Annotated in this window: 11 protein-coding genes; 3 read left to right on the top strand and 8 right to left on the bottom strand. The window is 62.5% G+C overall.

The annotated features are described in order from the left end of the window. Position 1: 1 nt before the first annotated feature. The 5 genes from alaS to AC0J5Z_RS12625 form a co-directional block, all read right to left on the bottom strand. The gene (gene alaS / locus AC0J5Z_RS12645) at positions 2 to 2,680 is read right to left on the bottom strand and encodes an alanine--tRNA ligase (protein ID WP_475032606.1); all 2,679 of its coding nucleotides are present in this window, start codon (positions 2,678 to 2,680) and stop codon (positions 2 to 4) included. 115 nt (positions 2,681 to 2,795) lie between these two features. After that, positions 2,796 to 3,026: a hypothetical protein gene (locus tag AC0J5Z_RS12640; protein ID WP_475032603.1), complete on the bottom strand. Its 231-nt coding sequence runs from the start codon at positions 3,024 to 3,026 to the stop codon at positions 2,796 to 2,798. Between the two features lie 54 nt (positions 3,027 to 3,080). Further along, positions 3,081 to 3,455 (bottom strand): DUF948 domain-containing protein, encoded by a 375-nt coding sequence (locus tag AC0J5Z_RS12635; RefSeq protein ID WP_017197541.1) that lies wholly within the window; start codon positions 3,453 to 3,455, stop codon positions 3,081 to 3,083. 158 nt (positions 3,456 to 3,613) lie between these two features. Beyond that, a complete protein-coding gene (gene rpsD / locus AC0J5Z_RS12630; protein ID WP_011774968.1) occupies positions 3,614 to 4,234 on the bottom strand; it encodes a 30S ribosomal protein S4 in 621 nt (206 codons plus the stop codon). Between the two features lie 205 nt (positions 4,235 to 4,439). Continuing rightward, positions 4,440 to 5,936 (bottom strand): replication-associated recombination protein A, encoded by a 1,497-nt coding sequence (locus AC0J5Z_RS12625; RefSeq protein ID WP_475032600.1) that lies wholly within the window; start codon positions 5,934 to 5,936, stop codon positions 4,440 to 4,442. 41 nt (positions 5,937 to 5,977) lie between these two features. On the opposite strand from AC0J5Z_RS12625, the gene AC0J5Z_RS12620 reads away from it, so the two are divergent. Continuing rightward, positions 5,978 to 6,577 carry a Vms1/Ankzf1 family peptidyl-tRNA hydrolase gene (locus AC0J5Z_RS12620; RefSeq protein WP_475032598.1) on the top strand — a complete coding sequence of 200 codons (600 nt, stop codon included), beginning with the start codon at positions 5,978 to 5,980 and terminating at the stop codon, positions 6,575 to 6,577. Here AC0J5Z_RS12620 and AC0J5Z_RS12615 read toward each other — a convergent pair. The 3 genes from AC0J5Z_RS12615 to hisS all read right to left on the bottom strand — a co-directional run bounded on the left by AC0J5Z_RS12615 (position 6,574) and on the right by hisS (position 10,677). Beyond that, positions 6,574 to 7,356: a GNAT family N-acetyltransferase gene (locus AC0J5Z_RS12615; RefSeq protein WP_475032596.1), complete on the bottom strand. Its 783-nt coding sequence runs from the start codon at positions 7,354 to 7,356 to the stop codon at positions 6,574 to 6,576. The two genes, AC0J5Z_RS12620 and AC0J5Z_RS12615, sit on opposite strands and share 4 nt — an antisense overlap. A 67-nt stretch (positions 7,357 to 7,423) precedes the next feature. After that, positions 7,424 to 9,217: an aspartate--tRNA ligase gene (gene aspS, locus AC0J5Z_RS12610; RefSeq protein WP_475032594.1), complete on the bottom strand. Its 1,794-nt coding sequence runs from the start codon at positions 9,215 to 9,217 to the stop codon at positions 7,424 to 7,426. A 110-nt stretch (positions 9,218 to 9,327) separates the two neighbouring features. Next, positions 9,328 to 10,677: a histidine--tRNA ligase gene (gene hisS, locus AC0J5Z_RS12605; RefSeq protein ID WP_475032592.1), complete on the bottom strand. Its 1,350-nt coding sequence runs from the start codon at positions 10,675 to 10,677 to the stop codon at positions 9,328 to 9,330. Between the two features lie 206 nt (positions 10,678 to 10,883). Here hisS and AC0J5Z_RS12600 point away from each other — a divergent pair, with 206 nt between their 5' ends. Both AC0J5Z_RS12600 and AC0J5Z_RS12595 read left to right on the top strand, forming a co-directional pair. Beyond that, positions 10,884 to 11,678: a peptidylprolyl isomerase gene (locus tag AC0J5Z_RS12600; protein WP_475032588.1), complete on the top strand. Its 795-nt coding sequence runs from the start codon at positions 10,884 to 10,886 to the stop codon at positions 11,676 to 11,678. Between the two features lie 66 nt (positions 11,679 to 11,744). Then, on the top strand, positions 11,745 to 13,304 hold the full coding sequence (locus AC0J5Z_RS12595; protein ID WP_475032585.1) for a DUF349 domain-containing protein: 1,560 nt from the start codon (positions 11,745 to 11,747) through the stop codon (positions 13,302 to 13,304). Positions 13,305 to 13,321 lie beyond the last annotated feature (17 nt).

The following is a 13,321-nucleotide window of genomic DNA, read 5'->3' as shown; positions in this document are numbered from 1 at the left end:
GTCAGCGCTTGGCTATCGCATCCACCACCGCTGCGAGGGCCTCAGAGACCTTCCCAGCGTCGGTGCCGCCGCCTTGGGCGACGTCGTCCTTGCCGCCCCCGCCGCCGCCCAGGATGCCTGCGGCCAGGCGCACCAGCGCTCCAGCCTTTACGCCGACTTCACGGGCGGCTTCGTTGGTGGCGATCAGAACGACGGGACGGTCATTGCTGACACCCGCAACGGCTACAGTCGCAGCGTCCGAACCGAGGCGATTACGCAAGTCGAGGGCAAGATTGCGCAGATCGTCAGCCCCACCTACCTGGCCGGCGTCGTGAGCTACCACCCGAACACCAGCGGCGTCCTTGGCGGTACCCACCAGGTTTGCGGCCGCTGCTGCAAGCTGTTCCTTGCGGAGACGGTCAAGCTCCTTCTCGGTGGCTTTGAGCTTGTTCAGGGTGCTGGAGATGCGGTCAGCAAGTTGACCGGACGGAACTTTCAAGAGTTCCGTGAGCTCGGAAACCAGAGCACGCTCGGCTGCCAGATGACGGAATGCGTCCAAGCCAACAAAGGCCTCAACTCGGCGGTTTCCCGAGCCAACAGACTGTTCGCCCAGCAAAGACAGGCTGCCGATCAGGGAAGTGTTTGAAACGTGGGTCCCACCGCACAACTCGCGGGACCACGCGCCGTCGATTTCCACTACGCGAACTTCGCTGCCGTAGTTTTCACCGAACAGAGCCATGGCGCCCAGCGCCTTGGCTTCGGCGAGCCCCATCACCTTGGTGTCCACCCGGTAGTTGTTCCGGATGGCGATGTTGGAAACCTCTTCAATTTCGGACCTCGTCGCTGTACTTAAGCCCTCGCCCCAGGCGAAGTCGAAGCGGAGATATCCGGCCTTGTTGTAGGAACCGCGCTGGGTGGCTTCCGGGCCCAGGATCTGGTGCAACGCGGCATGCACAATGTGCGTGCCCGTGTGGGCCTGTTCGGCGGCATGGCGACGTTCACGGTCGACGGCGGCGCGTACCAGAGCGTCGGAGGCGATCTCACCTTCCCGGACAATCGCCTTGTGCACGCTCAGGCCCTTGATGGGACGCTGGACGTCCAGGACCTCCACCACGAAACCATCGCCGGTGATGAGGCCGGTGTCAGCTGACTGACCGCCGGCTTCTGCATAGAATGGGGTTTCGTTGAGGACGAGCTCGATTTCGTCTCCAGTGGAGGCATGGGCGACCGGGCGGCCGCCACTGACGATGCCGCGAACTTTGGACTCGCCCTCAAGCTCGTCATAGCCGGTAAAGACGGTTTCGCCCTTGCCGAGCAGCTCCTGGTAGGCGCTGAGGTCGGCGTGTCCCCCCTTCTTGCCCTTGGCATCGGCCTGGGCACGCTGGCGCTGCTCGAGCATGAGCGACCGGAAGCCTGCCTCGTCTACCTTGAGGCCGGCTTCTTCTGCCATTTCCAGGGTCAGGTCGATCGGGAAGCCATAGGTGTCGTGAAGGGCAAACGCGTCGGCGCCGGACAACGGAACTCCAGCAGCCTTCGACTCGGCTACAGCGTCCTCCAAGCGGGCCGTGCCGGAAGCGATGGTGCGAAGGAACGCCTTTTCTTCGGCGTAGGCAATGCGGCTGATGCGTGCGAAGTCAGTCTCTACCACCGGGTAGACACCCTTCATGGCGTCGCGGGAGGCGGGCAGGAGGTCCGGCAGGCAAGCCTTTTCGACGCCGAGCAGGCGCATGGCGCGAACAGCACGACGGATCAGGCGGCGAAGCACATAGCCGCGGCCTTCGTTGGATGGTGCTACGCCATCAGCGATGAGCATCAAAGCAGAACGGATGTGGTCTCCGACAACACGCATGCGGACGTCGTCGGTGTGGTGCGGATCGTCCGGGGACTCAGCCGAGGTGTACTCACGGCCCGACAATTCTGCGGCCTTGTCGATGACAGGACGAACTTGGTCGGTCTCGTACATGTTCTCGACACCCTGGAGGATCATCGCGAGACGCTCCATACCCAGGCCGGTGTCGATGTTCTTCTGCGGGAGCTCTCCCACGATGTCGAAGTCCACCTTCGAACGGACGTTCTCGATTTGGTACTGCATGAACACGAGGTTCCAGATTTCGATGTACCGGGTCTCATCAGCGAGGGGCCCGCCTTCGATGCCGTAGGCAGGGCCGCGGTCGTAGTAGATCTCCGAGCAGGGGCCAGCTGGGCCGGGCTGGCCAGTGGACCAGTAGTTGTCAGCCTTGCCCATGCGCTGGATGCGCTCGGCGGGGACGCCGGTGTTCTTGAGCCACAGCTCCTTGGCCTCGTCGTCTTCTTCGTAGACCGTCACCCAGAGGCGCTCGGCAGGCAGTCCATAACCGCCGTCGTCCACGCTTGTGGTGAGCAGTTCGAAGGCAAACTTGATGGCGTCCTCTTTGAAGTAATCGCCGAAAGAGAAGTTGCCACACATCTGGAAGAACGTGCCGTGGCGGGCTGTCTTGCCCACTTCCTCGATGTCTCCGGTGCGGATGCACTTCTGGACGCTCGTTGCACGGCTGTAGGGAGGCTCTTCGCGCGCAGTCAAGTAGGGAATGAAAGGCACCATTCCGGCCACAGTGAAGAGAAGTGACGGGTCGCTGGAAACGAGCGACGCGGAGGGAACGGCGGTGTGGCCCTTGTTGACAAAAAAGTCCACCCAGCGCTTGGTGATCTCCTGCGACTTCATTAGCTGATTACTTACCCTTCTCAATTCACTGCACACGATGTGCGCGGAACCGGCTGGTGCCGTTCCGCAGCTTTCCATTCTGCCCTGTTGAGGGCGTGGGGGCGAACCGCTCCCACTAGCGCCGAGCGGCTCCGGCGTCGTCGATCCCCAACGCTGCCCGCAAATCCTCTTCGCGTTGATGCATCCCTGTACGCACGGCGTCGGCAAAGTCGAACAGTCCGTCAGCCATCCGGCCGACGGCGCGATTTAGGCCCGCCGGCCCAAGGTTTGCTTGGGCTTCGGTGATCTTACGGAAGGCAATGACGCCGATGGCGACGCCGATGCCCATCCAGACAATTCTCTTCATGAGGTTTCAGTCTCCCTGTAATTCAGCAGTTGGCTTGTTCGGCGGCTGACGTGTTCAGCGGCTGCGACGGCCGGAGGAAGGCGTCCGGCGTCCAGCGAAGGCAGAACGGACGCCATAGCTGAAGGCAGCCACCTTGATCAGCGGCGAGCCTACCGTGGCTGCAACGAGCGAGGACAACGCGGAGATGTTGGCCGAGGCATCGGAGACGTTGGAGGCGATGCCGTCAACCTTCTTCAACTGCTGGTTGGTGGTGGTGACCGTTGCAGTCACTTCATCCATCAGGGGCGTGGCGCCATCGCTGATGGAACGGATGGAGGTCCGCACCTCGTCAAAGACGCCGCCAAGCTTCAAAATGGGCACGGCCAAAAGCAAGACGAGGAGCGCGAAGACTCCTGCTGCGATGAGGCCGGCGATGTCGCCACCAGACATAGAACTCTTCTCCTTGGATCGTTTCGCTGCCTCGCACCAACCGGTTCACGGCTTTGGCCGAAGCCTCCCCAAGTACCTTACCTATATTGGACCGGTACCTTACATACAAAGAAGCCCGCGGCGTGTGCCACGGGCTTCTCTGTATGCGCTGCTTGAATTTAGCGAGCGTAGAATTCGACGACGAGCTGCTCTTCGCAGATCACGGGGACCTCGGAGCGCTTCGGGCGACGAACCAGGCGGGCCTGAAGTGCGTCAATCTTGACGTCCAAGTATGCCGGCACGTTGTTGAGCACGTGTGCGCCGGCGGCTGCCACCTGGAACGGGGGCATAACCTCGGAGCGGCTGTGAACGTGGATGAGCTGGCCTTCGCCAACGCGGAAGGACGGGCGGTCCACGCGGATGCCGTCAACCATGATGTGGCGGTGCACAACCAGCTGGCGGGCCTGTGCGATGGTGCGGGCGAAGCCTGCACGGAGCACGAGGGCGTCCAGACGCATTTCGAGCAGCTCAACCAGGTTTTCACCGGTGAGGCCCTTGGTGCGGCGTGCTTCTTCGAAGGCACGGGTCATCTGGGCTTCGCGGATGCCGTACTGGGCGCGCAGACGCTGCTTTTCGCGCAGACGTACGGCGTAGTCGGAGTCCTGCTTCTTGCGGGCACGGCCATGCTCGCCGGGGCCGTACGGACGGCGCTCCATGTACTTGGCGGCCTTGGGGGTCAGAGCAATGCCGAGTGCACGCGAAAGGCGTGCGGTACGGCGAGCACGAGTGTTGTTAGCCACTTGTGTCCTTCCAATTACTGCGGTGTGTCAGTGTTACTGGCCTCCATCAGGGAGAGCATCGGCCAACCGCTGCCTTTTGCTACTAGCCCGGGCGCACAGCACTATTGAAGAAATCTTCAAAGGGATTGTGCGTCGGGCCATGCCAGACAAGCAACTATCCTACCACGCGCAGGGCCGCCGCCCGCAGCTGGCATGATCCGGCAGGCTACTCCCCGCGTATGATCTTGCGGAGCCGTTCCAACCTGGCGGCAATATCCCTTTCAGCCCCGTTACTGGTGGGCTGGTAATAGTCCTTACCCACTAGGTCATCCGGCGGATACTGCTGGGTTGCCACGCCGTGTGGTTCGTCGTGTGCGTACTTGTAGCTCTTGCCATGGCCCAGCTGCTTTGCACCGGGGTAGTGCGCGTCACGCAAATGCATGGGAATACCACCACCGAACCCGGCACGAACATCGGCCACCGCTTTGTTCAAACCCATATAGGCGGCATTGGACTTGGGCGCAGTGGCCAAGTGGACCACAGCCTCGGCCAGCACGATGCGCCCCTCCGGCATGCCGATCAACTGGACAGCCTGCGCGGCGGCCACTGCAGTTTGCAAAGCCGTGGGATCAGCCATGCCAATATCTTCGGCCGCTGAGATCACGATGCGCCGCGCCACGAACCTCGGGTCCTCACCCGCTTCCAGCATGCGCGCCAAATAGTGCAGGGCGGCATCCACGTCCGAGCCCCGGATGGACTTGATGAACGCACTGGCCACATCGTAATGCTGGTCGCCGGCACGGTCGTATCGAACGGCCGCCGCATCCAATGCGCGTTCAGTATGCCGGAGTTCCACCAATACCGGAGCGTCAGGCAGGCCGTCGTTGGCGAGTCCGGGTTCGCCGTCGTCAGCGTCGCCCTCCCCTCCGGCCACTGTTGGGGCGTCGTCCGAAATATCGACGGCGGCAGAGTCACCGAATGCGACGCCGGCAGCGGCTTCCAGCGCTGTTAGCGCCCTGCGGGCATCGCCACCGGATAGACGGACAAGATGGTCCAACGCCTCCGGGCTGAGCTCCACGCGGCCGGCCAGTCCGCGGGCGTCGGCCACAGCCCTTTGCAGCAGACCCGAAATGTCCTCGTCGGTGAGCGGCTTCAGCGTAAGCAGGAGCGAGCGGGACAGGAGCGGCGACACCACTGAGAAGGACGGATTTTCCGTGGTGGCGGCCACCAACACCACCCAGCGGTTCTCGACCCCAGGCAGCAGCGCATCCTGTTGGGCCTTGTTGAAGCGATGGATCTCGTCAAGGAAGAGGACAGTGGTCTTCTTGTACAGGTCCCGGGCAGTCAAGGCCTCGTCCATGACGCGCCGGACGTCCTTGACTCCGGCGGTGATTGCCGACAACTCAACGAACTTACGTCCGGGTCCGCGCGCGATCACGTGGGCGAGCGTGGTCTTCCCTGTCCCGGGCGGCCCCCAAAGAATCACCGAGCTGGGACCCGCCGGGCCGGCAGCCTCAGCACCTGCTGCCAGTTGCCGCAAAGGCGAACCTTGCCCCAGGAGATGCTGCTGCCCCACCACCTCGTCCAGCGACCGGGGACGCATTCTTACCGCCAGTGGACTGCGTTGGGAAGCCATCCAATGAGCATCGGATGGCCCACTTGACGCAGGCAGATCCTCCGACTCGTCGTCGTCAACTGCACCCGCTCCAAAGAGATCTTCCACATGGATAGGCTACTCATAGTTCCAGCAAAGGAGACATCGACGTGGATCGCCGAGCATCTGCCCCTCACCAGCCTTCCGGCACACGGACCGCTTTAGTGCCCGCGGCCAGGTTGCAGGGTTGGGTTGGCCGGTTCGCGGCGAGCCATGGTCCCGTTGTTGAAGACCTCGACGACGGTGGTCTTCTCCTGCGGGCGGCCGACGGTGCAACTGCAATGTTGAAGGCCCCCTGGCCGGCCGACGGACGTCCCGGCCGGGGAGCAACTGAGCTGGACCGCTTGGCCTCGCTTGCAAACCAGGAACGGGGACTAGGCCTACTTCTGGTGCGTAGGGGCGGCTACGCCATAGGCGCTGCCAGCGGCTCCACGATCCTGGCTTCGAAGAGTGGGAACCGCTTCGTCGCGGCCGGGGCCACGGCAGAACACGCCGCCCGGATCTTCAACGAACACCGAATTGAGTACATCGTCCCGGGCGGCGACCGCGCCCTCGTGGATCAGGTTCTTGCCCAACCTTTACTCAAAGCCATTTCAGGCCGGACGCGTCTGGCCTTCCTGGACATTCAAGAGCCAAAGACCGCCGTGCTGGTGAAAGCGGCCGCCGACGCCTGCTCCGTGCGCATCTTGGTGACTGATCCGACCGTCTAGCAACCACTGGAGGCTCGCTTCAGCGGTGCCTGCCGGTACAGGTAGCTTCCATAGCCGGTGAAACCTGCCCGTGAGTAAAGTAACTGCGCCCCGCGATTCGCCTCAGTAACCAGCAGCCAAAATCCCTCAAGGCCCCGCTGGGTCCCGGCATTCAACAACGCCGCCAGCGCCGTAGCACCGTATCCGCGCCTGCGATACCCGGCCGACGTCGCCATGCTGTAGATACCGCCCCAACCATCCACCAAGGCAAGACGTCCGACGGCGGCGGGGACGCCGTCGTCATCCCTCACCATTGCGTACAACGCCGGGCAGGCGCTGAGAATCTTGTGCGCGACCGTCAGTTCGGGGTCACCGCCACGGCCGTCGACGGACCACCACACGTGAAGCCATTCGTCTGAGGGTTCCCCGGCTATTTCAACGTTCCGGCCCGACGTGCTGACCGGCAGCTCATCCACGCCGCGGACCATGATCCGTGTCTCGGATTGCCTCGTGAAACGTTGCTCATCCAAGACGGCATTAAGGCAGGCGCTGCGGGAGTCATCGAACACTTGGAAGATCAAAGGAAGCCGACGAAGCCGATACCACTCCGCTGCTGCACGCACAGATCGCACCATGTCCGAATTTCCGTTCGGCCCACCATCCGGGTTCCTTGGCCACACGGAATTCGCCCTTTGGGTTACTCCGTCCGAAGCGCGGAGGACCCACTCCCCTGTATCTTCACGCTCAAGCGCAGGCCAAGCCTTGTCCATAAGGGTTTCCAGGAATGCTTGCTCCATCATGCGAGGCTCCTTGTGACTGGAACGCAAAAAGCTCCCCACATCAGTGAGGAGCCTTTTGGGCAGAAACTTACTCGGACTTCGTTTCCGGCTTGGCTGCGGGCTTGGACTCCGGTTTGAAGTCGACGCCTGCTTCCTTGCGCTGCTGGGGCGTGATCGGTGCCGGTGCAGCAGTCAGGGGGTCGTAGCCGTTGCCCGACTTCGGGAAGGCAATGACGTCGCGGATGGACTCGACGCCGGCAAGCAAAGCAACCACACGGTCCCAGCCCAAGGCCATTCCACCGTGCGGGGGCGCGCCGTACTTGAAGCCTTCCAGCAGGAAGCCGAACTTGGTTTCGGCGTCCTCCTTGTCCAGGCCCATAAGCTGGAAGACGCGCTCCTGCACTTCGCGCTCATGGATACGGATGGAACCGCCGCCGATCTCGTTGCCGTTGCAGACGATGTCGTATGCGTAAGAGAGTGCGGACTCCGGATCCTTATCGAAGGTTTCCAGGAACTCAGGCTTCGGCGAGGTGAAGGCGTGGTGCACGGCCGTCCACTGCCCTGCACCCACTGCAACGTCGCCGGAGGCCACAGCGGCAGCTGCGGGCTCGAACATGGGAGCGTCCACGATCCAGACGAAGGCCCAGTCCTTGGGATCGATGAGGCCGGTACGGTGACCGATTTCAACGCGGGCAGCACCGAGGAGGGCGCGGGCTGCGGACTTCTCGCCGGCGGCGAAGAAGATGCAGTCGCCTGGCTTGGCTCCAACAGCGTCCGCCAGGCCCTCTCGCTCGGCGTCGGTAAGGTTCTTGGCCACCGGGCCGGCAAGCTCGCCGTCCTCCTTGAAGAGGACATAAGCCAAGCCTTTGTGTCCGCGTTGCTTGGCAAATTCCTGCCAGCCGTCCAGGGTACGGCGCGGCTGGGAAGCACCACCGGGCATCACGACGGCGCCGACGTACGGCGCCTTGAAAACACCGAAGTTAGTGTCCTTGAAGAACTCGGTGAGCTCGGTCAGTTCAACACCAAAACGCAGGTCCGGCTTGTCCGAGCCGTACTTGGCCATGGCATCCAGGTACGTCATACGGCGGATCGGGGTGGGGATCTCAACGTCGATCAGCTGCCACAACGCCTTGACGATTGCTTCGCCGAGCTCAATGACATCGTCCTGGTCAACGAAGCTGGCTTCGATGTCCAGCTGCGTGAACTCCGGCTGGCGGTCCGCACGGAAGTCTTCATCGCGGTAGCAACGGGCAATCTGGTAGTACTTCTCGAAGCCGCCTACCTGAAGGAGCTGCTTGAAAAGCTGCGGCGACTGCGGGAGGGCGTACCAGGAACCGGGGGCAAGACGCGCCGGGACAACGAAGTCCCGGGCACCTTCCGGCGTCGAACGCGTCAGCGTGGGGGTCTCGATTTCTACGTAGCCACGCTGGTGCAGAAGTTCGCGGGCCACACGGTTTGCTTCCGAACGCAGGCGCATGTTGCGGGCGGGGCCGGGGCGACGGAGGTCCAGGTAGCGGTGCTTGAGCCGGGCTTCCTCGCCAACCTCCACGTGTTCGTCGATCTGGAACGGAAGGGGTTCGGAGGTATTGAGGATGACCACTTTGTCGGCCATAACCTCGATCTCGCCCGTGGCCAACGCGGGGTTCTCATTGCCTTCAGGACGCTTGTTGACCGTACCTGTCACCTGCAGGACATACTCGTTCCGCAGGCCATGGAAGACCTCTTCCTCGCGGACAACAACCTGGGCTACACCGGACGCATCACGCAGGTCAACGAATGCAACGCCACCGTGATCACGGCGGCGGCCCACCCAGCCGGCCAGGGTAACGGTTTGTCCAATGTGCTCGGAGCGAAGGGATCCGAGGTCATGTGTGCGCAGCACAGCATTCCTTTCAGCATGAAATATAGAGGGATCGTTGCAAAGACGATCCCGTCCGAGTTTACCCGTCCCGGCCACGGCTCCCGCCACGAAGGCGGAACAAACGTTGGTGCCTAGCCGGAGGTGGTGACCCGCACGTACAAATCCTCTTCAGCAGGCGTCCAGCTGGCGGGATCGGCGTCAACCTGCTCGCCTGAACGGATGTCCTTAACCTGGTGCTTGCCGTCGTCATCCGTAAACCACACGAAAGGGATGCCCCGACGGTCTGCGAACTTGATCTGCTTTCCGAACTTTTCGGCCTTTGCTGCGACTTCGGTGGCGATCCCGCGTCCTCGCAACTGGGCTGCAATGTCCTGCGCCGCGGACCAACTGTCGTCCGTGTTCAGGGCAACCAAGACCGCAGTGGGCACAGAACGCGACGCTGCGGCCAGTTCCTGACTGAGGATGCGGGAAACAAGTCGGGTCACTCCAATGGAAAGGCCGACGCCGGGGAACTTGCGGTTGCCCTTGCTCGCCAGGGCGTCGTAACGGCCACCGGAGCAAATCGAACCCAACTGCTCGTGGCCCACGAGCACTGTTTCAACAACAGTCCCGGTGTAATAGTCCAGGCCACGTGCGATGCTCAAGTCAGCAACCACCTTGCCGGGAGCGCGCTGGACTGCTGCCTGAATGACCTGCTCAAGTTCATTGATGCCCTCTTCGAGGAGGTCGTCCTTCACTCCGAGCGCACGGACCTGCTCCACGAATGCGGTGTCCTCCGTGCGGATGCCCGCGAGTTGGAGGGCCAGGCTGGCCTGTTCATCGTTCGCGCCCAGCTCACTCTTCAATAGCTCGGCTACCTTTCCGGCACCGATCTTTTCCAGTTTGTCAATGCTGCGCAGTACACCTGCCGTATCCGTCAGCCCAATGCCGCGATAGAAGCCTTCGGCGAGCTTTCGGTTGTTGATCCGGAGCCGGAAATCCGGAATCGGCAGGGCACTAAGCGCCTCTGCAATGACCAGCGCGATTTCGACGTCGTAACGGAATGGCAGTTCGCCGTCGCCCACAACATCGATGTCTGCCTGGGTGAACTCACGCGCCCGGCCTTCCTGCGGCCGCTCGCCCCGCCATACTTTCTGGATCTGGTACCGGCGGAAGGGAAATGCCAAGTACCCGGCGTTCTCCACAACGTAGCGGGCGAATGGAACTGTCAGGTCGAAGTGGAGGGCCAAGGCATTCGGGTCAGCCTTGTCAGATTTACCAGCCTCGCCCTCATCGTCCTGAAGCCGGCTCAAGCCATAGACCTCTTTGTCGATCTCGCCTTTGCGGAGCAACTGGCCCACGGTTTCAACGGCGCGGGTCTCAATGGAAGAAAAGCCGTGCAGTTCGAACGTCTTCCGGAGCGTATCCAGCACATGGAGCTCCACCAACCGCTCCTGGGGAAGCCACTCGGGGAATCCGGACAGGGAGGCGGTACGTGCCATGGTGGAAAAGTCTCCTCGAAGAAAGCTGACACTGGCATGGCACCGCAGCTTTAAACACCCTTTCGGCGTTTACAGGGCGGGCGTCCAGCCGGTCATGCATAAACTATGTGCGGCAGCCAGTTTATGCTTTCCGCGCGTGCACATCTAATGCAGCATGCCCGGTTCCTGTCGGCAGCCATCGAAAGTGGACACAATCAGGAGGACTCTTGGCAACAAGGTCGCGGGATGACCGCGAAGCGAAACGGCGCATCAGGCAGATGGAAGCCAAGCGTGCCCTGAGGCAGGAACAGGGCAAGCGACGCAAACGTGACAACACCATCGCCGTAAGTGCAGCTGCCGCGGCAGTAGTTCTGGCCGTGGTGCTGCAGCTGACCGTCTTTAGCTCCAACCCCACCGAGGCGGAAGTCGCTGCCGCAGAAGCGGGGCTCAGTTCCCCCTCCGCTTCCCCGTCTGCTTCCAACAGCGCCGACATACCCAGCCCTGACACGGCCGCCGGAAAGACCTTCACCGGCGAGCTCACGTTGAACAGCGGCGTGGTCGGCGTAGAACTGAACGGGACGGCGGCACCGCAGGCTGCCGCCGTGTTCAAGTCCCTCAGCGACGCCAGCTACTACAATGGCGCGTTCTGCCACCGATTGACGACGTCCGAAACGTTTGGGCTCCTCCAATGCGGCGCCAAGTCCGAAGATGGCGCGGACGACCCAAATTACCGATGGGGCCCGTTGGAGAACACTCCCGCAGACAACAAGTACGCTGCGGGGACGATTGCCGTGGCCCGCACCGGGAACGATGCCTATGGCAATGGCCACCAATTTTTCATCGTGTACAAGGACACCACGATTCCGGCGGATACCGCGGGCGGATACACGGTGGTGGGCAAGGTGACCAGCGGCCTGGACGTCGTCACCAAGATCGCCGCGGCAGGCCTTAAGGCCGGCGAAAACACCAGCGACGGCGCCCCTGTGGCACCTGTCACGATAGACTCGTTTTCTCTGAAGTAACCAGCTCCAGGCCCGGCCCGGGGTGCATTACCTGAGCAGTTCCCTCCAAGCGAAAGACTTTTAGCGGTGACAGACAGTCAGAAATCCGACGAAACAGCAGTGGTGGCCAACCAAGAAGCAGTCGAGGCGACCGGCACCAACGGTACCGAGGCGCCGGCTTCGGAGGAGGCCGCTCCAGCCAACGACGCAGCCCCGGTCAACGAAACAGCTCCGGCTGCCGAGGAAGCACCGGAGGAAGCGCCAGCCACAGAGCCCGCGGCACCGGCCGCTCCGCGGCCGATGCCGTCCGCAGCGCCCTCCCCCGCAGCCTTTGCGGCCCGCCCCAAGGCTCCCGCCGCCGTCGTTCCTGCCGCCCCGGCGGTGTCCGCGGCGTCGCTCGCCGAGGCAGCCAAGTGGGGGCGCGCTGAGGGTGACGGCCACGTCTTCCTGACGCTGGATGGTGAAGAAATCGCTGTGGGTCAATACCCGGGTGTCAGCACCGACGAGGCACTTGGCTACTTTGCCCGCAAGTTCGACGACGTCATCGCACAGGTGGTTCTCCTGGAACACCGTGTGGAGTCCAAGGCTCCTGCCACGGACATGCAGAAGACAGTCACTCACCTGCGTGAGCAACTTGCGGAGCGCAATATGGTGGGTGACATCCGTGGTGCTGAGGCCCGCTTGGACGCCCTGTCAGCCCAGATCGTCGAACTGGAAAAGTCTGAAAAAGCTGCCCATGAGGCGGTACGCGCCAGCGAACTCGCGGCACGTGAAGCAATCGTTGCTGAAGCTGAGACCATTGCCGGCCAGGACCCCGCGCAGATCCAGTGGAAGACGTCCAGCGCACGCATGAACGAATTGTTTGAAACCTGGAAGTCCGCGCAAAAGAGCGGGGTCCGGTTGGGCCGCAGTAACGAAGACGCCCTCTGGAAGCGCTTCCGGTCCGCACGGACGGTATTTGATCGTCACCGCCGCGCCTATTTCTCCCAGCTCGACAGCAACAACTCCGCTGCAAAGTCCGCCAAAGAGGCGTTGATTGCGGAGGCCGAGGCGCTTTCCACGTCTACCGACTGGGGATTCGCAGCCGGCGAGTATCGCAGGCTGATGGATCAGTGGAAGACCACGCCGCGTGCAAGCCGCAAGGATGATGACGCACTCTGGGGCCGGTTCCGTGCCGCTCAAGACGTCTTCTTCAGCAACCGCCAGGCCGCCAACGACCAGATCGACCAGGAATACACTGCGAACCTGGCCGTGAAGGAGCAACTGGTGGCTGAGGCGCAGGCGCTCCTGCCCATCAACGATCTCAATGCTGCCAAGAAGGCCCTCCAGACCATCAGGGACCGTTGGGAAGATGCCGGCAAGGTCCCCCGCGCGGATATGGGCCGGATTGAGGCTGGGCTTCGCAAGGTTGAAGACGCAGTCCGCGACGCCGAGGAAGAGAAGTGGCGCCGGAGCAACCCGGAAACCAAGGCCCGTACCAACAGCGCCTTGTCACAGCTCGAGTCCGCTATTGCAGGCCTCAAGGAAGACTTGGAGAAGGCCGAGAAGGCAGGCGACCAGCGCCGCATTAAGGCCGCCCGCGAGGCTCTGGAAGCACGTCAGGCATGGCTTGACCAGATCCAGCGTTCGGCCAGTGACCTCGCGTAGAGGATTGAGCTAAGGAC

The organism is Paenarthrobacter sp. TRD_SC_7, from assembly GCF_056156245.1.
The sequence above is the reverse complement of the archived record's forward strand: the minus strand, read 5'-3'. Positions and strand labels throughout refer to the sequence as shown.